The 21,553-nt window shown below is 44.9% G+C and carries 17 protein-coding genes and 1 pseudogene; 11 read left to right on the forward strand and 7 right to left on the reverse strand.

The genetic code is table 11. From position 1 onward, the window contains the following. Nucleotides 1-5 precede the first annotated feature (5 nt). From QUA62_RS01440 to QUA62_RS01450, 3 genes are all read left to right on the forward strand, one after another. A complete protein-coding gene (locus QUA62_RS01440) occupies nucleotides 6-1,295 on the forward strand; it encodes an aminopeptidase P N-terminal domain-containing protein (RefSeq protein WP_333402070.1) in 1,290 nt (429 codons plus the stop codon). 124 nt (nucleotides 1,296-1,419) lie between these two features. Further along, nucleotides 1,420-3,966, forward strand: a complete 2,547-nt coding sequence (locus tag QUA62_RS01445) for a PAS domain S-box protein (protein ID WP_333402071.1) — start codon at nucleotides 1,420-1,422, stop codon at nucleotides 3,964-3,966. Between the two features lie 6 nt (nucleotides 3,967-3,972). Further along, a complete protein-coding gene (locus QUA62_RS01450) occupies nucleotides 3,973-5,193 on the forward strand; it encodes an ATP-binding protein (RefSeq protein WP_333402072.1) in 1,221 nt (406 codons plus the stop codon). Nucleotides 5,194-5,217: 24 nt separating this feature from the next. Here QUA62_RS01450 and QUA62_RS01455 read toward each other — a convergent pair whose 3' ends face one another. The 5 genes from QUA62_RS01455 to QUA62_RS01475 all read right to left on the reverse strand — a co-directional run bounded on the left by QUA62_RS01455 (nucleotide 5,218) and on the right by QUA62_RS01475 (nucleotide 13,194). Further along, nucleotides 5,218-5,799 carry an HAD family hydrolase gene (locus QUA62_RS01455; protein WP_333402073.1) on the reverse strand — a complete coding sequence of 194 codons (582 nt, stop codon included), beginning with the start codon at nucleotides 5,797-5,799 and terminating at the stop codon, nucleotides 5,218-5,220. 305 nt (nucleotides 5,800-6,104) lie between these two features. After that, nucleotides 6,105-7,229 carry an ATP-binding protein gene (locus QUA62_RS01460; RefSeq protein WP_333402074.1) on the reverse strand — a complete coding sequence of 375 codons (1,125 nt, stop codon included), beginning with the start codon at nucleotides 7,227-7,229 and terminating at the stop codon, nucleotides 6,105-6,107. Continuing rightward, nucleotides 7,226-9,562: a WD40 repeat domain-containing protein gene (locus tag QUA62_RS01465; protein WP_333402075.1), complete on the reverse strand. Its 2,337-nt coding sequence runs from the start codon at nucleotides 9,560-9,562 to the stop codon at nucleotides 7,226-7,228. The genes QUA62_RS01460 and QUA62_RS01465 overlap by 4 nt, the downstream gene beginning before the upstream one ends. A gap of 1 nt (nucleotide 9,563) precedes the next feature. Continuing rightward, complete coding sequence (locus QUA62_RS01470) at nucleotides 9,564-11,807, reverse strand: WD40 repeat domain-containing protein (protein WP_333402076.1); 2,244 nt, start codon at nucleotides 11,805-11,807, stop codon at nucleotides 9,564-9,566. 1 nt (nucleotide 11,808) lies between these two features. Then, complete coding sequence (locus QUA62_RS01475) at nucleotides 11,809-13,194, reverse strand: AAA family ATPase (RefSeq protein ID WP_333402077.1); 1,386 nt, start codon at nucleotides 13,192-13,194, stop codon at nucleotides 11,809-11,811. A 782-nt stretch (nucleotides 13,195-13,976) separates the two neighbouring features. Here QUA62_RS01475 and QUA62_RS01480 point away from each other — a divergent pair. The 4 genes and pseudogenes from QUA62_RS01480 to QUA62_RS29295 all read left to right on the forward strand — a co-directional run. After that, nucleotides 13,977-14,600, forward strand: a complete 624-nt coding sequence (locus QUA62_RS01480) for an ATP-binding protein (RefSeq protein ID WP_333402078.1) — start codon at nucleotides 13,977-13,979, stop codon at nucleotides 14,598-14,600. A gap of 205 nt (nucleotides 14,601-14,805) precedes the next feature. Further along, nucleotides 14,806-15,456, forward strand: coding sequence for an ATP-binding protein (locus QUA62_RS01485; protein ID WP_333402079.1), 651 nt, complete (start codon nucleotides 14,806-14,808; stop codon nucleotides 15,454-15,456). A 54-nt stretch (nucleotides 15,457-15,510) separates the two neighbouring features. Beyond that, nucleotides 15,511-15,894 (forward strand): response regulator transcription factor, encoded by a 384-nt coding sequence (locus QUA62_RS29290; protein WP_445301627.1) that lies wholly within the window; start codon nucleotides 15,511-15,513, stop codon nucleotides 15,892-15,894. A gap of 147 nt (nucleotides 15,895-16,041) precedes the next feature. Further along, nucleotides 16,042-16,230: pseudogene (locus QUA62_RS29295) on the forward strand (winged helix-turn-helix domain-containing protein); the annotation flags it as partial. 282 nt (nucleotides 16,231-16,512) lie between these two features. On the opposite strand, the gene QUA62_RS01495 reads toward QUA62_RS29295, so the two are convergent. Then, nucleotides 16,513-17,475: a glycosyltransferase family 9 protein gene (locus QUA62_RS01495; protein WP_333402186.1), complete on the reverse strand. Its 963-nt coding sequence runs from the start codon at nucleotides 17,473-17,475 to the stop codon at nucleotides 16,513-16,515. A 172-nt stretch (nucleotides 17,476-17,647) separates the two neighbouring features. On the opposite strand from QUA62_RS01495, the gene ispD reads away from it, so the two are divergent. Then, nucleotides 17,648-18,340: a 2-C-methyl-D-erythritol 4-phosphate cytidylyltransferase gene (ispD, locus tag QUA62_RS01500; protein ID WP_333402080.1), complete on the forward strand. Its 693-nt coding sequence runs from the start codon at nucleotides 17,648-17,650 to the stop codon at nucleotides 18,338-18,340. Between the two features lie 186 nt (nucleotides 18,341-18,526). Here ispD and QUA62_RS01505 read toward each other — a convergent pair whose 3' ends face one another. Further along, on the reverse strand, nucleotides 18,527-19,459 hold the full coding sequence (locus QUA62_RS01505; RefSeq protein ID WP_333402081.1) for a LysR family transcriptional regulator: 933 nt from the start codon (nucleotides 19,457-19,459) through the stop codon (nucleotides 18,527-18,529). A 261-nt stretch (nucleotides 19,460-19,720) separates the two neighbouring features. Here QUA62_RS01505 and QUA62_RS01510 point away from each other — a divergent pair, with 261 nt between their 5' ends. From QUA62_RS01510 to QUA62_RS01520, 3 genes are all read left to right on the forward strand, one after another. Then, nucleotides 19,721-20,014 carry a hypothetical protein gene (locus QUA62_RS01510; protein ID WP_333402082.1) on the forward strand — a complete coding sequence of 98 codons (294 nt, stop codon included), beginning with the start codon at nucleotides 19,721-19,723 and terminating at the stop codon, nucleotides 20,012-20,014. A gap of 105 nt (nucleotides 20,015-20,119) precedes the next feature. Then, the gene (locus QUA62_RS01515) at nucleotides 20,120-20,383 is read left to right on the forward strand and encodes a hypothetical protein (protein ID WP_333288072.1); all 264 of its coding nucleotides are present in this window, start codon (nucleotides 20,120-20,122) and stop codon (nucleotides 20,381-20,383) included. 80 nt (nucleotides 20,384-20,463) lie between these two features. After that, on the forward strand, nucleotides 20,464-21,552 hold the full coding sequence (locus tag QUA62_RS01520; RefSeq protein ID WP_333402083.1) for a tetratricopeptide repeat protein: 1,089 nt from the start codon (nucleotides 20,464-20,466) through the stop codon (nucleotides 21,550-21,552). The last annotated feature ends 1 nt before the right edge of the window (nucleotide 21,553 follow it).

A 21,553-nucleotide genomic window follows, 5' to 3' on the forward strand; every position in this document is an offset into this window, starting at 1 on the left:
ATCGGATGACAAACCCCACCGAATACCGGCAAAGACGCGAACAATTAATGGCAAAAATTGGCAGCGGGACGGCGATATTTCGCAGCGCCCCCGCTGCTGTCATGCACAACGATGTAGAATATGCCTACCGACAAGATAGCGACTTTTTCTACTTGACCGGTTTCAACGAAGCTGCGGCGGTAGCAGTGCTCGCGCCGCACCACGAAGAACACAAATTTGTGTTGTTTGTGCAGCCAAAAGACTTGGAAAAAGAAACTTGGCACGGTTATCGCGCCGGAGTAGAAGGCGCTAAGGAATTGTACGGCGCGGATGAAGCTTTCCCCATCGCCGAACTTGCGGAAAAATTGCCGAAATATTTAGAAAAAGCCGATCGCATATACTATCACTTCGGGCGCGATCGTAGTTTCGATCAAACAGTCCTCAATCACTGGCAGCGCTTGATGGCAACCTACCCGAAACGCGGCACAGGTCCCACAGCAATCGAAGATTCCAACATTATTTTACACCCGATGCGGCTGGTGAAAAGCGAAACTGAATTAGCATTAATGCGAAAAGCGGCTAATATCTCAGTTGCAGCGCACAACCGCGCCCAAGAATTCGCCAAACCGGGCAGATACGAATATGAAATTCAAGCTGAAATAGAACATACTTTTGGCTTAAATGGCTGCACTCCCGCTTACCCTTCAATTGTTGCATCCGGTTACAATGCCTGCGTCCTCCACTACATCGAAAACAACAGGCAAATGCAGGAAAACGATTTGCTGCTAATAGATGCCGGTTGTGCTTGCGGCTACTACAACGCCGATATTACTCGCACTTTTCCTGTTAGCGGCAAATTTACAGCCGAACAACAGATAATTTATGACTTAGTTTTGCAAGCACAATTGCAGGCAATTAGTCAAGTCTATCCCGGAAATCCTTACAGCAAAATTCATGAAACAGCGGTGCGCGTGTTGGTGGAAGGTTTAATGGATTTAAAACTTTTGGTGGGGGACATTGAAGAGATAATTAAAGAAGAGAAATACAAGCCATTTTATATGCACCGCACTGGTCATTGGCTGGGATTGGACGTGCACGATGTGGGCGTTTATCAGTACGGCGAAAATCCGCAAGTTTTGCAGGCAGGACAAGTGCTGACTGTGGAACCGGGTATTTATATTTCTCCTTATATTAAACCCGTGGAAGGACAGCCGGAGGTTCCTGAAAAATGGCGCGGTATTGGCGTGAGAATTGAAGATGATGTTTTGGTGACATTTGACAGCCATGAAGTCTTGACGGCGGGAGTTCCTAAATAAAGGTAGAAGGCTTTCGGCAGAAGTCGAAAAAGATTCTGGCTAATTAAGTTGGCAGTGTAGGCTTGAGCTTTGTTAGTATTAACTTGAAAAAGCTCAAGCCTGTACTGCCAAACCTACAGCAATTATGTGTATTGATCCTACCAAGATCGATCGACCTCTCGAAACCTGCGAAGCATTAGTAGCAGAGCAAAAAGCAAAAATTCGGCAACTTGAAGAGGATTTGCAGCAGCAGAGAGAATTGTGCCTGAAATTAGAAGCACAACTCAAAGCAGTCGAGAATGCTGGCTTTTCGGGTTCCGTAACTGAATTGGATATCACCGAGGACGATCGCATTCAGTTAATCGCATCTCTGGAAAAAAGCCAGGAAATGTACCGAACTCTCATCAAACATTATCCGAATGGTTCGGTGTTTTTATTCGATCGCGATTTGCGCTATACTCTGGTTGACGGTCAAGGTTTGGCAGTAGTTGGTTTGTCCAAAGAACAGTTGGAAGGCAAAACATTGTGGGAAGTATCCTCACCTGAAGATTTGCCCCTTTTTGAGACTACATATCGCGCTGCTTTGGCAGGAAAAGAGAATACTTTTGAATATAAATACCGCCATCGCATTTATTCAACAACAATTGCTCCAGTCAAAAACGACCGGGAAGAAATTTTTGCAGGAATGGTCGTTACTCAAGATATTACCGAAAAAAAACAGGCAGAAATAGCGCTCGAAGAAATCAAAAATCAGCTAGAAATTAAATATCAAAAGCGCACTGAAGACTTGAAAACCGCAAACGCTCAATTGCAGGAAGAAATTTTCTCTCGCTGGCGCGCCGAAAAAGCTCTGCGGGAAAGCCAGGAACAGCTAGAACTGTTTTTTTCTCAATCTTTAGATGGCTTTTTCTTTGTAATGCTGGACGAACCCGTGCACTGGGACGATACAGTTGACAAAAAAAAAGTTTTGGATTACGTGTTTGCTAACGGGCGGGTAACCAAGGCGAATGATGCTTTGATAGCTCAATACGGAGGTATTAGGGAACAGTTTATTGGCCGCACGCTTGACTCTTTATTCTCCCACAACTTTACTGGCTGCAGAGAGATAATCAAGCAATTTTTTGATGAAGGCCGAATTCATATCGAAAATGACAATCGCAAGTTTGACGGGGATATAATTTGGGTGGAAGGCGACTATATTTGCATTTACGATTCCCACGGCCGAATCGTCGGGTATTTTGGCGTCCAGCGCGATATTAGCGATCGCAAAAAAACCGAAGCAGCGCTGAAAGAAAGCGAAGAAAGGTTCCGACAGCTAGCAGAAAACATTGAAAGCGTGTTTTGGATGGTAAACGTTCAACCCCAGGAAATTATTTATATCAGTCCGGGTTACGAAAAGATTTGGGGCAGAAGCTGCGCTGATTTGTATGCTAACGGGCGCTTTTTTGCAGATTCCCTCCATCCAGAAGATCGCGAGCGCGTTATTGCTAATTTAACTAGACGAATTGCGTCGGAAGACGAGATAGAATATCGAATTGTCAGGCCGGACGGCAAAATCCGCTGGATTCGCGATCGGGCTTTTCCGATTAGAAATCAAGCTGGTCAAGTTTACCGGATCGTTGGCATTGCAGAAGATATAAGTGAAGGCAAACAGGCAGAAAAAACCATCCGCGAAAGTGAAGAACGCTTCCGCCAGTTAGCAGAAAATAGCCAAGATTGCTTCTGGCTAATTTCTGCTGAGTTCACCGATTTATTGTATCTGAGTCCAGCTTACGACCAAATCTGGGCGCGCAGTCGCGAAGGATTGTATGCCGACCCCTTAAAATTCATGGAGTGGGTGCATCCAGAGGATAAACCTTTGTTGCAAGAGGCAATTAGGAGAGTGTTACAGGGCGAATCCACCAGTACCGAATATCGGTTTTTTCGGTCAGACGGCACAATGCGCTGGTTATGCGATCGAGCTTTTCCCATTTACGACGAATCGGGCAAAATTTACCGCATCGCGGGTATTGCTGAAGATATCAGCGATCGCAAATTTACCGAGGCCCGCATTCAAGCAGCACTCCGCGAAAAAGAAGTATTGCTCAAAGAAATTCACCACCGAGTCAAAAATAATATGCAGATAATTTCTAGCCTGCTGCAACTTCAAGCTCAATACATTGAAGACGAAGCTACGCTAACTTTATTTGAAGAAAGCCAGACCCGCATCCATTCAATGGCTCTGATTCATGAGCAACTTTATCAATCCGAAAATCTCGATCAGATCGCCCTTTCCCCCTACGTCGAAAATTTGGTTGCTAATTTGTATCAATCTTTTGGTTGTGGCAACACTCCCATCCAATTTAACCTCAAAGTTGACCCAATTTATTTAAACATAGAAACAGCTATTCCGTGCGGCTTAATTATTAACGAGCTGGTTTCTAACTCTTTAAAATATGCCTTTGTTTTAAGTTTAGAAGGTGAAATTGCTATTAAATTTCATGAAATAAATGACCACCAATTTCATTTAACTATTCAAGATAACGGTCGCGGATTTCCGGCAGATTTAGATATAGAAAATAGTGAAACTTTAGGATTGCGATTAGTGAAAATGTTGGCGTACCAATTAGAGGGAACGCTTGCCATTGACAGTCAGTGTGGCATCTGCTATAATCTAATTTTTAAAGAGTTAAATTATCGGCGGCGCATTTAAGTAAAAATGAACTCTATAAAAGTTTTGGTTGTAGAAGACGAAGTTATTGTAGCCCAAGACATAGCAGGTCGATTAAAAAAACTGGGATATGCAGTAACAGCTACAGTTTCTTCAGGAGAAGAAGCCATTCAAAAAGCAATAGAAAACCCGCCCGATTTAGTGTTGATGGATATCGTGCTTAAAGGTGACATGGACGGGGTGACAGCGGCCGAGAAAATCCGAATTAATAGGGATGTGCCGACAGTATTTTTAACAGCTTATGCCGACGATCAAACGCTGCAAAGAGCGAAACTTACAGACCCATTCGGTTATATTATCAAACCATTTCAACAAAATGATTTGCGGGTGGCGATCGAGATTGCCCTGCACAGACACGAAATCGAAACCAAGATGCGAGAAGCTCTCAAAGCTGCGGAAGCAGCCAGAGAGTCGATGGAAGAAAAATCGCACCGCCAAAACCAGTATATTTCAATGGCCGCTCACGAATTGCGGAACCCGCTCAACGCGATTTTAATCTCTGCGGAACTGCTAAAGCTCGATCGAACTCGCAGCAGTGACGAATCCCAAGTGAGAACCCTGCGGCTGGTGCACTCAGCTACCCAAAAGATGAACCAGCTAATCGACGATATGCTGTTCATGGGTCGAGCAGAAGCAGGCCAACTCAAATGCAATCCATTACCGATAAATTTAGTCGAATTTTGTCAAGACTTGCTCGATCAATTGCAGTTAGGAAATGAAGCCAAACACAAACTAACATTAATCCCGTCCGATGTTACCAGCGCGATGTTAGATCAACAATTGCTGCACGGCATTATTTCTAACTTAATCGTCAACGCCATCAAGTATTCCCCCAACGGCGGGCAAGTCACCTTGGAATTGGAATGCCGTCCAGCAAGCGAAGGAGACAAAGAAGCTATTTTCTGCTTGTCTCCTCACTCTTTCTTTTCCAATTCATACTTTACCAATATTAATTCTCCCTTACTAATTATCCGCATCCGAGACGAAGGTATCGGCATCCCAGAAACTGAAGTAGGGAAAATATTTGAAATGTTTTACCGATGCAAGAATACTGGGAAGATTAAAGGTAACGGTTTGGGATTAACAATTGTTAAAAAAGCTGTGGAATTGCAAGGAGGTGCGATCGCCTGCGAAAGCAAAATGGGCATCGGTACAACCTTCACAGTCGCGCTTCCTTACGTAGCACTTTCCTGTAAGACTCAACTATAAACAACTTAAATGCCACTACAAATACTAATCAAAGTGTTGCAAAATCCACTCCACCGCCGCCGCTAAATTTGCTGCAATAAAATCCGGTTTAGTATGGTGCTGATACTCCCCACTCAACACACTTTCTCCGTAACCAGTCTGCACCAAAATACCAGTACAGCCGGCATTGTGAGCCATATCAACATCAGTGGCTTTATCTCCGACCATAAAACTATTTCGCAAATCTAAATCCTGTTCCCAAGCCGCCGCTACCAACATCCCTGTATTTGGTTTTCGCCACGTTGTATACCGCGTGAATTCTGGGTTGGTTCCGCCTTCGGCTGCGCTTAAATAAGGACAGTAATAAAGAGCATCTAACTTGGCTCCCGCTTCATTTTCTAATAGCTGACAGAGGCGTTTGTGCAAAGCTTCTACGTGGCTAACCGGATAATAACCCCTGGCCGGGCCGGATTGATTGGAAACCAAACAGCAAAATATTTGTTTGTCATTTAAACGGCGTACAGCTTCGGCCACTCCGGGGATTAAATGCAAATCTTCTACTTTGTGGATGTAGCCGGCTTCGATATTGAGGACGCCATCTCTGTCAAGAAATACTGCTTGTTTCATTGTTGTATTGTTTTTGATATAATATAAAACCCGGTGGCATCGGAATTGATATTACCCACATTCAGGACACGGCAATTCCCAAGGCGTGTCAACTTAAGCTTTGCGTCCGCTAGTCCTCCCGCCTACCCGCCAGTCCGCCAGGGAATGAATTCCCTGTCTAATAGCCAAAGTCCTCTAAAAGAGGACTGAATCATTCATTAGTCCTCTTTTAGAGGACTTCAGCTTTGAGGCAGGGGTTTCAACCCCTGTCGGACTATGGGTGTAACGTTAAGTTGACTCCAAGGGACACTGCCGTGTCCTCATCATCATTCTAAAATAGATTGTTTGCCTAACCATTCGCGGAAACTATTATGATACAAACTATAGCAAATTTCTCCTCCAATTTCTTGTTGAGTTAAGAACTCGATCCAATTGTCTAATGCTTTTTCAACATCGTATTCATCCAGATCAATTATATTGGCGATCGCACTTACAGATAAACTTGCTGTTGATTGTACCAAAACATTCAGCACAGACAACTCGCTCGCCGATAAGCCATCACCTCTCATCCGCAGCCAGTGGTTTTGATAATACGCTGCTAAACCGGGAGGAAGTTCAGAGACAAGTGAGGACTCCCCCAGATTAGCATCGGGGTGTGAATTCTCGTTAATGGCAGGTAACATCTGACTCAGATACATGAAATTGTTTTCGCTGACAGTTGCGAGTTGTTGGCCCAATTCGGGTGCAGTTAAATCCGGTGCGGTTGATAGGTATTGCTGAATGTAGTTCAGGGCATCTTCGCGATTTTGGGCGGGATAATCTCTTAAATCGAGAGTTTGAGAGGGCGTTTCAATTAACAAACCGGATTTCTCTCTCAAAAACGGGCGGCGGGCGAGGATAAAATAAGTACGATCGCCCAAATATCTCGGCAGATAAAACAGATTTGAGCTGGGAGGCTGACTGGTGCGGGCGATCGCGTCTACAGAATCAATGACTATTATCAACTTTTGGCGATCGGCTAATTTATCGCTAATTTGCTGAAGCAACAAAGACAGAAACCAACTCCCATCATGGGATTCGAGATTTTGAAGTTGAGATTTGAGCTTGACAATTTCCAATGTTTCCCCATTGGCGGCAAGGTATTTGTCAATCAGTTGAGTGCAGACTGAAGCGAGAAAATCTTCAGCTCGATTTTTGCCTTCAACGGCAGCGTTGTAATAGATACTGCGAGGATGGGCGGTGACATATTGAGCGAGGATGGAACTTTTGCCGCAGCCGGGAGTGCCGACAATTGTGAAATAACCGCGGCTGTGGGAGTTTAGAAAGTCGGAAATGGCAGAAAAAACAAAGTTGCGCCCTGCAAAATTCTCGGTTTTTTCTCGCAGGAGTTGCTGAAATTCTGGTGGGTAAGAATCGGTATAGATGGGAGTTAGAAAAAGTGAGGAATTCATGTTAGTGCCTCCATCCCTTCTAGCCGCAGGAAATGTACGTGACCCAATCGATCTGCTGCCACAATTGTTAATCCATCGGGTGCAATAGCGCAAGACGTTATCGCACTTTCACCTGTGAAACTGGCAATGACATTTCCACTCCACAAATCCCAGACTTTGAGGGTGTTGTCCGATGAACCAGAAATCGCCCGCTTGCCATCAGCAGTGAGAGCGACTGCATTTACCGAGTTTCTGTGACCCTGAAGAGGAAACAGTTCCTTTCGAGTTGTTAAGTCCCAGACTTTAAGGGTGTTGTCCGATGAACCAGAAATCGCCCATTTGCCATCAGCAGTGACAGCAACTGCATTTACCGAGTAGCTGTGACCTTTGAGAGTAAACTCTAACTCTTCCTTTCTAGTTGTTAAATCCCAGACTTTGAGGGTGTTGTCTGATGAACCAGAAATCGCCCGTTTGCCGTCGGGGGTGACAGCAACTGCATTTACCGAGTAGCTGTGGAAAGTAAACTCTTCCTTTCCAGTTGTTAAATTCCAGACTTTGAGGGTGTTGTCCGATGAACCAGAAATCGCCCGTTTGCCGTCGGGGGTGACAGCAACTGCATTTACCGAGTAGCTGTGGAAAGTAAACTCTTCCTTTCCAGTTGTTAAATTCCAGACTTTGAGGGTGTTGTCCGATGAACCAGAAATCGCCCGTTTACCGTCGGGGGTGACAGCAACTGCATTTACCGAGTAGCTGTGGAAAGTAAACTCTTCCTTTCCAGTTGTTAAATCCCAGACTTTGAGGGTGTTGTCTCTTGAACCAGAAATCGCCCGTTTGCCATCAGCAGTGACAGCAACTGCATTTACCGAGTAGCTGTGGAGAGTAAACTCTTCCTTTCCAGTTGTTAAATTCCAGACTTTGAGGGTGTTGTCCGATGAACCAGAAATCGCCCGTTTGCCATCCTCCGTGACAGCAACTGCATTTACCGTGTATCTGTGAACTTTGAGAGTAAACTCTTCTTTTCCAGTTGTTAAATCCCAGACTTTGAGGGTGTTGTCCGATGAACCGGAAATAGCCCGTTTGCCGTCGGGGGTGACAGCAACTGCATTTACCAAGTCGCTGTGACCTTTGAGAGTAAACTCTTCCTTTCGAGTTGTTAAATCCCAAACTTTCAGGGTTTTGTCCCACGAACCAGAAATCGCCCGTTTGCCATCAACAGTGACGGAAACTGCATTTACCAAGTTTTTGTGACCATTGAGAGTAAACTCTTCTTTTCCAGTTGTTAAATCCCAGACTTTGAGGGTGTTGTCCGATGAACCAGAAATCGCCCGTGTGCCATCAGCAGTGACAGCAACTGCATATACTGAATCGCTGTGACCATTGAGAGTAAACTCTTCTTTTCCAGTTGTTAAATCCCAGACTTTGAGCGTTTTGTCTCTTGAAGCAGAAATCGCCTGTTTCCCATCAGCAGTGACGGTTATCGCATTTACCAAGTTTTTGTGACCATTGAGAGTAAACAGTTCCTTTCCCGTTGTTAAATCCCAGACTTTGAGGGTTTTGTCCCACGAACCGGAAATCGCCCGCTTGCCATCAGCAGTGACGGCGACTGCATTTACCCACTTGCTGTGACCATTGAGAGTAAACAGTTCCTTTCCCGTTGTTAAATCCCAGACTTTGAGGGTTTTGTCCCACGAACCAGAAATCGCCCGTTTGCCGTCGGGGGTGACAGCGACTGCATTTACCCAGTGACTGTGACCATTGAGAGTAAACTGTTCATCTCCAGTTGTTAAATCCCAGACTTTGAGGGTGTTGTCTCTTGAACCAGAAATTGCCCGTTTGCCGTCGGGGGTGACAGCGACGGCATTTACCGAGTTGATATGACCTTCGAGGGTTCGTAGCAATCCCCTGCGAGGGGGAGTTAAACAGGGTGTCAAAGGACGCAACCAAGGTGTTGCTTTCCACTGCTTTGCTACCTCTGGCATTGCCTGAATTGCTGGAATGTTAAAGTGCAGCAAGCGCCCTAACAATTGCCCTGCCAGTTGCGTTTTATCTCGCTCCCAAATATCGGCTGACATCCACAGTACCGCTTGAATCAAGTTCAGGGCTTTCGCTTTTTCTTGGTTGTACTCTGGGTGAGTTACTGCTTCTGAATCGTCAACCAAATTGAAATCATCAATCAGTGCCTGCACCCCAAACTCAGGATGCTGAATCTTTGCCATCAGAAAGTTAAAGTCTGTCAGCTTTTGATAATACTTTTCTAAATTACCTGACTTGACATAATTTGGCAGTAAGCTGCCCAGATAAGCACGTTGATAGAAAAGTGGTTTGGCCGCTAACTTGTCAGCAAATTCTCCCATCTCACGCCATCCCCTTTTCTAAATACTCAGCAATCCCTTCTAGCCGCAAGAAATATACGCAGCCGGATTTGTCGCCTGCCACAATTGTGACTCCATCGGGTGCAATAGCGCAACAGGCGATCGGGCTTTCACAGGTGAAATTAGCAATAACCTTTCCACTCGACAAATCCCAGACTTTTATGGTGTTGTCCGATGAACTGGAAATCGCCCGTTTGCCGTCGGGGGTGACAGAAACTGCATTAACCGAGTTGCTGTGACCTTTGAGAGTAAACTCTTCCTTTCCAGTTCTTAAATCCCAGACTTTGATGCTGGTGTCTGATGAACCAGAAATCCCCCGCTTGCCATCAGCACTGACGGCAACTGAATTTACCGAGTCGCTGTGACCTTTGAGAGTAAACAGTTCGTTTCGAGTTGTTAAATCCCAGACTTTGATGGTCTTATCAGATGAACCAGAAACCCCCCGCTTGCCATCAGCACTGACAGCAACTGAATTTACCGAGTCGCTGTGACCTTTGAGAGTAAACTCTTCCTTTCCAGTTGTTAAATCCCAGACTTTGATGGTCTTGTCGAAAGAACCGGAAACTGCCCTATTGCCATCACCAGTGACGGCTACTTCATTTACCCAGTTAGTATGACCTTCGAGAGTAAACAGTTCCTTTCCACTTGTTAAATCCCAGACTTTAAGGGTCTTGTCCCACGAACCATAAATCGCCCGCTTGCCATCAGCAGTGGCGACAACTGCTTTTACCGAGTCCCTGTGACCTTTGAGAGTAAACTCTTCTTTTCCAGTTGTTAAATCCCAGATTTTGATGGTGTTGTCTGATGAACCAGAAATTGCCTGCTTGCTATCAGCGGCGACGGCAACTGCATTGACCAAGTAGCTGTGACCTTTAAGAGTAAACTCTTCCTTTCGAGTTGTTAAATCCCAGACTTTGATGGTGTTGTCCGATGAACCAGAAATCCCCCGCTTGCCATCGGAGGTGACAGCAACTGAATTTACCGAGTCGCTGTGACCTTTGAGAGTAAACTCTTCCTTTCCAGTTCTTAAATCCCAGACTTTGATGGTCTTGTCGAGAGAACCGGAAATCGCCCGCCTGCCATCCTCCGTGACGGCAACTGCATTTACCCAGTCGCTGTGACCTTTTAAAGTAAACAGTTCATTTCCAGTTGTTAAATCCCAGACTTTGATGGTCTTGTCGAGAGAACTAGAAATCGCCGTCTTGCCATCCTCCGTGACGGCAACTGCATTTACCCAGTCGCTGTGACCTTCGAGAGTAAACAGTTCATGTCCAGTTGTTAAATCCCAGATTTTAATGGTCTTGTCCCACGAACCAGATAGCGCCCGCTTGCCATCCTCCGTGACGGCAACTGCATTTACCCAATTACTGTGACCTTCGAGAGTAAACAGTTCGTTTCTAGTTGCTAAATCCCAGACTTTGATGGTGGTGTCCCACGAACCAGAAATCGCCCGCTTGCCATCAGGAGTAACGGCTATTGCTTTTACCGAGTCGCTGTGACCTTTTAGAGTAAACTCTTCCTTTCCAGTTCTTAAATCCCAGACTTTAATGGTGTTGTCCGATGAACCAGAAATCGCCCGCTTGCCATCCTCCGTGACGGCAACTGAATTTACCGAGTCGCTGTGACCTTTGAGAGTAAACTCTTCCTTTCCAGTTCTTAAATCCCAGACTTTGATGGTCTTGTCGAAAGAACTAGAAAGCGCCCGCTTCCCATCCTCCGTGACGGCTACTGCATTTACTGAGTTGCTGTGACCTTCGAGGGTGCGTAGCAATCCCCTGCGAGGGGGAGTTAAACAGGGTGTCAAAGGACGCAACCAAGGTGCTGATTTCCACTGCTTTGCTACCTCTGGCATTGCCTGAATCTCTGGCATTTCAAAGTACAGTAAGCGCCCTAACAATTGTTGCGCCAGTTTGCTCCGATCTCGCTCCAAAATATCGGCTGACATCCACAGTACCCTTTGAATCAAGTCCAGGGCTTTCGCTGTTTCTGGATTGTACTCTGAGTGAGTTACTGCTTCTGAATCGTCAAGCAAATTGAAATCATCAATAAGTGCCTGCACCCCAAACTCAGGATGCTGAATCTTTGCCATCAGAAAGTTAAAATCACTCAGTTTTTGATAATACTTTTGTAAATTACCTGACTTGATATGATTTGGCAGTAAGCTGCCCAGATAAGCACGTTGATAGGAAAGTGGTTTGGTCGCTAACTTGTCAGCAAATTCTCCCATCTCAATCCATCCCCTTTTCTAAATACTCAGCAATCCGTTGATTTACTTCCTGAAAAATTCTCCGCTTTGAATCCATCTCCCGTTTGGTTTTCAGAAAGTCAAGGAAACTAGCATGATAGATGGTATAGCAGATTTCTCCGTCTAAATTCTGCTTTTTTAAATACTCAACCCACTCATCTTCTAAAACCTTTTTCACATCGCATTCATCCACCTTGGCAATTCCCGCAATCATCTCGCAGGGAATCGGGGTGGCAATCTCTAGTAAAATATACAAGACCATCTCCATCAATTGCCCTGGCTTAGATTCCATTTTCATCCGCACCCAATGGCTTTGATAATACTCTAGCAACCCGTCTGGCAATTGCTTTAAACTCAAGTCATCGTAATCGCCCTTAGCAATTGCTGGCAAAACATACCGCAAATACATAAAATTGTTTTCGCTCTTGTTTGCCACTTGCTCGGCAAACGTTGTATCGGCAATGCTGTGGGTTTGAATCCAGTTTCTTAGTCCATCTTTATAGTCAGGATCAGTATTGATAAAAAAGCGAATATATTCTTTGATATCATCCTGATTAAAATTCATGTATTTTTCGTCTCTTAAATCTAAGTCTTTTACCGGAACTCCCGGAGATACAGTCAGCCGCTTTTTACCGAGGTTATAGGGTCGCCTAGTCAGCAGAAAATATACGTTATTGGGCAGAGTTGTGGGTAAATGTAAAAGATTTTCTCCCTGTTCTTGTTCAACTTCATCCAGTGCATCAATTGCAATTACCAAACGTTCGCCCGAAGTGAGTTGTCCCGCCACCTTGGCCAGTAAAGTTGGTAAATCGGCGTCTTCTGAATTTGGCAATTGATAACGGTCAATTAATTGCCGCCGAATGCTCTTCAAAAACAATTCGGGTCGGTTCCGGCGTTCGACGAAAATATTGAAATAACAGGGTGATTTATGTTCAGAGACGTATTTGGCAACGATCGAACTTTTGCCCATTCCCGCATCCCCGATGATTGTAAAATAACCGTGAGGATTTTCGGTGATAAATAGCTGAAAAGTATCAAAAACAAATCCGCGACCGCAAAAGGTTTTAATTTTTTCCGCTATCAGTGAATCAAACTCTGGTGGCAGCGAATCTTGGCTATACCAATGTTTGGGGTCAACAATATCTGTTGGCTCTATTCCTAATGCTTTAGCTATGTTTGTAACTGACCATCTTTCTACGCCATTAGGACAGTCTTTTGTACCCAGTAAACGCTTAACTGTATCAGGGGAAACATTAGCTTTTGTCGCGAGTTCTTCTATGGTCAGTTTAGCTTGTTTGTAGAATTCTCTGAGCTTAATTTTTCCAGCTTCACTCGATTGAACTTTATCGGATGGGCGCATAGTAGGCATAGTAGGTTTTTAGGTATGCTGGTTAGTTTTTAAGTTAATCCAATAATCCGATAGTGCGATAGTCCGACATTCCGACAGGGGTTGAAACCCCTGTCTCATAGCGAAAGTCCTCGCTATCACGACTATAAATTAGTATTTTAGTGGGTTTCAACCGACTTTTGCTATGAGACAGGGAATTAATTCCCTGACGGATTTCGGGGGAATGAAACAGCCTTGGGGTTAGGGGGCAGCGAGATTTCAGGATGCTTTATGCGTAAGTCCTATTCGATAATCCTATAGTCCGACAGGGGTTGAAACCCCTGTCTCATAGCGAAAGTCGTCTGAAGACGACTAAAAATTAGTATTTTAGTCGGTTGAAACCGACTTTGGCTATTAGCCAGGGAATTAATGCCCTGGCGGATTTCGGGGGAATAAAAAACCCTTAAGGCTAGGGGCGATCGAGATTTAAAAATTCTTCATGCGTAACTCTAATCGCACTTACATTCTATATTTACAAAACTTACGCACTCCGACCTTCATAACCGGGTTTTTTACCGGATATGCGATGCTCTAACGAAGTCTTTTCGTAAAAAAAAGGTTTCTGGGCACATACGTAAATCCTAATTTAATTACTTCTGCCTGACTAGGGCAGATAGATTTTAATCTCCTGCCCTATCTGCCCCAAAATTTAGGGCATATCCTAAATTAAAACTCACCTTATCTGCCCTTGAGTCTCCCTTTTTGCTTCAGTAGGATATCGGTAGAAACAAAAAAGTTCTCAACATTTAGCAGAAAAAACAGTTATGAATTTTAACTTAGGCAACTCGCACCGTGACGAAGATTTTAGCGAAATGGATGAAATCCCGTCACTTGGGATAGGTATAAAAATTATTAGCAAAATTGCCGATGAGCTTAGTTATACCCACACTTCTGACCATCGAAACTGTCTGTTAATTGTAAAATATTTTCAGCCTGTACTACCTCACCCTAGCACTCAAGCTGTTTGTTTTAAGCGAGCAACCGATACTTTAAACATTTTCAACTGGCTGAAAGAGCAAAAAACTAGCCAATCCGATCGAAGTTCTAACCAGCCACTGCAAAAAATTACTCTGCAACTTAATAGTGATATTGCCACTGTCACTCAAGTTTTATGGTGGGTGGAACAGTTAGAGAATCTACCACTTCCCGAAGAAGTTTTGCAGCTTTGTAAACTTGCGACGGTGGAGGGGTTTATCAATGCTATTCACCACCACAAAAATATGCCAGCAAACACTCCGATCGATCTTGCGATCGCAGTTTTTAACGAACGCATAGAAATTCAAATTTGGGATTGGGGAAAGCCTCTTAATTTCCCAAGCACAGTTAAAAGTGAACAATCGCAAGCAAAAGCTCCGTTCGGTTTAAAAGAGCTGAAATTTATGTTTTAGCAAAGATGACTATATCTGCCAATCATTCTTTAATTAGTTCTGCATGACTAGGGCAGATAGGTTTTAATTTCCTGCCCTATTTGCCCTAAAAATTAGGGCAAAGCGCAAATTAAAACTCACCTTGTCTGCCCTTGAGTCTCGCTTTTTGCTTCAGTAGGATATCTGTAGAAACAAAAAACATCAATATTTAGGAGAGAAAACCGTTATGAACTCTAACTTAGAAAATTCGCACCGTGACGAAAATTTTAGCGAAATCGATGAAATAGGCAAAATAGGTATAAAACTTATTGGCAAAATTGCCGATGAGCTAAGTTATACCCGCACGTCTGAGGGGCGAAACTGTCTGTTAATTGTAAAATATTTTCAGCCAGCTTTAGTATCACCCCAACCTAGCCCTGAAGCTAGTATTTTTAAGCGTGCAATCGACGTTTTACACAGCTTTAACTGGCTTCAAGAGCAACGAAATCCCCAATCCGAGCCAAGTTATAACCAGCCATTCCACAAAATGCCATTCCACAAAATAAAGCTTCAAGTAAGTAGCGAGCTCCAGGCGGTTACTCAAGTTTTATGGTGGGTCGAGCAGTTTTTTTTAGAGCCTCTACCCATTCCCGAAGCAGTTTTGCAGCTTTGTAAACTTGCTGCGATCGAGGGTTTTGCCCATGCTGTTCGCCACGCCCACACAAATCGATCCTTGGAAACTCCGAAAATAGAACTGGCGATCGCAGTATTTAACGAACGCCTAGAGATCGAAATATGGGATTGGGGCAAGCCTTTTGACCTCAAGACCAAGCTGAAAGAAGAATTGCCCGAAAAAACTCTGTTTAGTTGGAACGACCTGGCCTTTACTCTTCACTAAAGCTGTTCTGAAATTGCCAGTTGTCCATTGACAAGAGAAAGGAACTTTTTTGTGATGACTACTGATACTACTCCCAAGATTCTCGTTGTGGATGATGACCCATCCATCCGCAATTTAATTCATCGCTTTTTAAATCATAAATATCAAGTAGATTCGGCAGCAGATGGCGAGACTGCTTTAGCATTGTTTGAGAAATTAAACCCACTGCTAGTAATTCTCGATTGGAATTTGCCGGATACTACAGGCTATCACCTCTGCCAAGAAATGCAGCGCCGTACTAATGTTTTTGTGATCATGTTAAGCAGCCGCACAGACGAAGCTGATAAACTTAAAGTCCTTTCTGCGGGTGCTGATGACTATATCTGCAAACCATTTGCTCTGGCGGAGTTGGCAATTCGTATAGAAGTTGTGTTGAGACGCATGAGGTCTGTCACTTGATCACGTATTGTATTCGATCAATTCGCGATCGATTCAGCGCGTCGGGAAGCAACTCTCAACGATCGCATTATCAAGTTAACAGCCTTGGAATTTAAGATATTGTATTTTTTGGCAAGTCATTCTGGTCAATCTTGAAGTCGCCAACAGCTAATCGAAAAAATTTGGGGGTGGAACTGCGACGACACAGGAGAAGAGCAACTTGTTAGCGTACATATTGGTCAGATTCGCAAGAAAATGATTCAAGTTGATGCTACTGGGCCGCAGTTTATTAAAACTATTCGGGGTTACGGTTACAGGTTCGAGCCGCCCTCGTACACTGCAATGGCAATTTCCTAAGCTCATCCGCATTAACCACTTTATAAAATTCTAATTTAGAACTTTATTGCTCGCTCAAAATAGGTAAAAACTGATGGTGACACTTGAGGGTGCGGAATGTGGGTTGCAGCAGATAATGGATGATTTGGAAGACTAACATCGAGTTTTAAATCCCCGATTTCTTTCCTCATCCCCGGGCTCTGCCTCCTGTGAAGCGCAGACAAGCGAGGCAGAGCCTCTAGATATGGGTTCCCAGGCAGAGCCTGGAAACCCGCTAAAAGTCCTTACTACGAACTTTTGTTCTTAGCCGCCCCAAACCTTCTTCAAAACATCTTGAGGAGAGATGTCTGCCATTTTGCCAGTAGGAGATTTGATGCCCAAAAATCGATCGCTCTTTGGCAACAATTTTGCAGGTTCAGTCGGGCCAAACAAAGCTATTGTATAAGTTTGAACCGCCACAGCTAAGTGCATCGGCGCACTGTCAGTACATATCATCAAATTAGCAGCAGCAATGGTGGCAGCCAACTTACCGACATCATCCGGCGAGATAACTTTTACATTGGGACATGACTCGACTAACTTTGTTACGAATTCTGCATCTTCTGGGCCTTTCACAACAACAACAGGCAAATTCGGCTGCCGCTGCTGACAATCTTCAATTATTTGCTTCCAGTTGTCTGTAGGGTAAATTTTGTCAATACCTTTAGACACAGCTAATTGACTCGAACCGCCGTGAATTAGAATGTAACCGCTTTCTTTTACGCCCAACCGCTGCTGTTCGGCTTCCGCCCACTGAATGTCCTGTTTTGGTACATTAATTGCGATCGCCGGACAAGGATTTGTAATGTTGAATCCTTGCAGCAAATCGTGGTACATTGAAGCCGCGTACTGTTCAGTTTTCAGCGGTATCGCAGCAGTGAGAAATCGAGCGCCGTTGGTTCCCGAATAGCCAACTCTCTGCGGAATGCCGGTCAGCCACAGCAGCAGCCCCACAGTCCACCGCTGGCCGAGGGAAATAACTGCTTCGTATTCGCGATCGCGAATTACGCCCAGTAAATTGCCCAAATCTGCCATAGCGTTGCGGTCTTTGAAATTGTACGTCAAGACTTCTTTGACGGATTTGCAGACTCGGTAAGCACCCTTTGCCCTCGGTTCGACGATGACATCAATTTGCGCGTCGGGATAAGACTGCTTGAGGTCATCAAGAGTGGGGAAAAATAAAATTTGGTCGCCAATCCCGCCAGGGACAAGTGCTAGTATTCGCATCATAAACGATCGGGCTATTATTGATCGAGGTAGCTCTCAGAGATCGGCTCTCAACTATCAGCTTATAGTATTTCTAGACCTTAAAAGCTACTGGCTGACAGCTAAACAACTGACTCAAAAGTACAGGACGCTCTTATTATATATATCTAGTTGGGTTAAAAACGGTTAGTAAATGCACTTATTAATTCCTGCAGCAGGTTCGGGGCGACGGATGGGGAGTCAGCGGAACAAACTGCTGCTGACTTTGCTGGCAAAACCTTTGCTGAGTTGGACTTTGGCTGCTGCTGAAGCTTCGCAGCACATTAGCTGGATTGGCATCATGGGCCAGCCAGACGATTTTCCTGATTTTAAAGCAATTCTGAGCGATTTATCTTTGGTTAAGCCCGTGGAACTGATTCAAGGAGGCGCCACCAGGCAAGAGTCAGTTTACAACGGTTTGCAGGCTTTGCCCCCCAATGCCGATCGAGTGTTGATTCACGACGGCGCCAGGTGTTTGGCAACTGCTGAATTGTTCGATCGATCTGCCGAGGTTCTCTTGACCTGTCCGGGCTTGATTGTAGCCGTCCCGGTCAAGGATACGATTAAGGTCGTAGATGAGCGTCGGATCGTGCGAGACACCCCAGACAGAAGCAATTTGTGGGCGGCACAGACTCCCCAAGGATTTGAAGTGAAATTGTTAAAGCAGTGTCACGAAGAAGGGCGACAAAAAGGTTGGGAAGTTACCGACGATGCGGCTTTGTTTGAAAAATGCGGTTTACCAGTGCAAATTGTGGAGGGGGAAGAGACGAATTTGAAAGTCACAACGCCCGTAGATTTAGCACTAGCTGAATTTATTTTGCGGCAAAGAGCAGATAAGAGCAAATAGAATTCGTTGACTCATTTTAAGAACGGGCAAGATGCCCGTTCCCCAAGCAATAATTTTGTTAATGGTGGAAGCGGCATCTTGCCTCTTTAGTTCCACAAGCAATAATTTGTTAGTTGTGGAAAAGCCATCTTGCCTGTTATTAAAAAAGCCTAATATTTGCGTTGTTTTGCACAGCCTGGGAACCAGTTACGAAGGATTAATTGCAAACTCGCCCTCACTATCAACCTCTGCCACACTTGTAACTACATCCAAAAACGCAAACACGGCCGGGACTAACAGGGCATCCCTCAAAACAGCGACCCCAATTACCCTTTCAAAAGCAACAGGCAAACTACAAACTTTCACCGAAGGTGGTATCGGTTCAGCAGCCAAACGCGGCAGAATTGCTGCACCCAAACCTTGCATCACCATGCTGACAATAGTTGAATCTTCGCTGAGCTCGTAACCGATATTTAAGGGCAACCCCGAAGTTATCAAATATTTGCGAAGCGGTACAGAACAAGCATTTTCTGCCGGCTGCAAAATCAGCGGATAATTTGCTAATTCTTTCCAGGTAATCTGATCACTGGACAATTTGGCAGTTGGCGGCAGCAACACAACATATTTATCCCGCAAAATTTCCCTCGTTTCAAATTCATCGGAGATGGGAAGAGAGAGAAAGCCGATGTCTGCTTTGCCCGATCGCAAAGCCTCTTCCACAGCTTGGGTATAATAAACTTCGGTAATGCTGACGGCAATTTTGGGAAAGCAACTGCGAAATTTAGCAATAATACCCGGTAGGATATGAGTTGCGACACTCCGAAAAGTAACTATCCGTACCTGGCCTCCCTGCAAACCTTTTTCTAAATCCGCTTCTTTGACCATCATTTCTAAGGCGCAGGCTATTTGACGCCCGTGAAGCAGCACCCTTTCCCCCACTGGCGTCAGTTGAGCACCGTGTCTCCCCCGATGGAACAGTTGCACTCCCAATTCCGTTTCTAAAGAGGCGATGGCGTGGCTGACGGCGGATTGGGACAGTTCCAATTGCAAAGCCGCCTCGCTAAAGTTTTCACAGTCTGCTACTGCGATAAAAGCCTGAATTTGAGAGAGTTTCATCCGCCGCGTATTGATTTCGTTCATAGCGTTTGTGCCAGTAGTACCCGAATCGTCACAAGGGCTTCGATCTATCGATTTTCTTCATATAACCTATGCAAGCAATGCTTTGATTGTCAATTGCCCCAGAGTTAAGGTTAATTTATCAGGTAACAGATAGACTTTTACAGGACTTGCACGACAACAATATTGTGCTGTAATTGCGATGACAATATTGCAGTTAAAAGCTATTTTGTGTATTTTTCTTGGTGCAATTTGTGTAGGACTTCTCACTTTAAGGTGTTGGCTATGTCTACTTACAAAAATCGGATAGACTCCCGAAGAATGAGGTTTTTAGCGACTGCCGATCGAGCTAAACCATCCGAAAAACCGAAAGGGCAATCTCTCTTTTCAGCTATAAATCAAATTGGGCAGTTTTTGCTCTACCTCATTTCTGGTGATGACGAACTGAGAATTTGGCAGGCGTGCGATCGCTATGGTAACACTTGGTGGCACGGTTGCGATCGGGCGACGGGTCGTTATACCTGCGTGGCGACGGATGATGAAATGCGCGCTTGGATCGATCGGCGTTATTGCCAATAGTAGTGTGTGGGTTGCGTGGAAATGAAGTGACATACAGTCCTCGATTAGCAATTGCCAATTACCAATTACCAATTACCAATTACCAATTACCCAGTAGGAGATGCTATGCTTCAAATATCTTCCGAATGTGCAGCGCCCGATCGCATTATTCTGATGGAAAACGAGGTATACAGATTGCCTCAAACTCATCAAGAAATTCAAGTTTTGTCAGGAATTGCTTGGATCACACTTGACCAACAGGACATCATCTTGCACAGTCATGAAAAAGCATCGCTTGCACCCAGCAAAAACTTTGCTGTCATATCCGCTCTCAACAATATGCCGCTGATTCTGACACTCAGGCAAGACAAAAACCCAGTTAGAACCTAGCGACTGAAAAAAAATCGGCAGGAACACCCCAAAGAGCTCTATCTTAATAGGTATAACTTGGCTCTTGGAGGACTCGATCGGTGCACAGCCGCTCTTACCACTTCAGCTATATCACAGCTATCAGTATTGTCTTATCACCCGCACTCAGCTTGCTGGCAATTTCAGACGCTTGGGCTTATCCCCCAACCATCACTGCCAGGCGCGTCCAAGCGAGCGATTCCCTACGCGATAGCTTCACTTCACTCGCTCAGGCAACAGACCCCAAAACGCAAGCAGACGAACTCTTTGAAACAGGAGTAAAACAGCACCGCGAGGGTTTGTTTCAAGAAGCTATCCAGACTTTTGAGCAAGTTTTGGCAATTCGCAAGCAACTAGGCGACAAACGGGGAATCGGAGAAACCCTCAACAATATGGGGGAAGTTTACGCGGAAATGGGTTCGCAGCCCAAAGCTTTGGAAGTTTTGCGCCAAGCTTTAGTCATTCACCGAGAAATCGGCGAAGGGCCTCGTATCGCGCGCACTCTCAATCTCATCGGTTTCGTCAACCGGGTTGCGGACAATTTTTCCGAAGCGATGAAACTGCACCAAGAAGCTTTGGAACTTGCCAAAACAGCCAACGACAAAATTGAAATAGCAGAGTCTTTTCACAACATTGCGGCCGTGTACGCAGAACAGGTCAATTACGCCAAGGCGATCGAATTTTACCAGCAAGCGCGCACGATTCGCACTGTTGAGGGCGATCGCCGCGATTTAGGCCGTACCCTCAATAACATGGGCGGCGTCTACTACAACATCGGCGACTTTAATAGAGCCATGGAATTTTACCACCAAGCTTTAGCAATTCGTCGGGAAATCGGAGACAGGGCTGGCGTCGGTCGCCTCCTCAACAACATGGCACTTACCTCTCGCAAATTAGGCAAAGATACTCAAGCGCTGATCTATTTTCAGCAAGCAATACCGATGTTAGAAGCAATCGGCGACAAGACAAGTATCGGACGCTTGCTCAACAACATGGGCGCAATTCATGAAAGTCTCGGTCAATCTGCTAAAGCTCTCGAATCCTACGAGGGAGCTTTAAAAATTGCTCGTGATGGCGGTGACAAAGCCGGAGAAACTACGGCGATGGAGGGCATTAAACGATTGTCTTCCGGTCAGCTTGTGCCGCAATAAT

Origin of the sequence: Microcoleus sp. MON1_C1 (assembly GCF_036701945.1) — a bacterium.
GTDB lineage: Bacteria > Cyanobacteriota > Cyanobacteriia > Cyanobacteriales > Microcoleaceae > Microcoleus.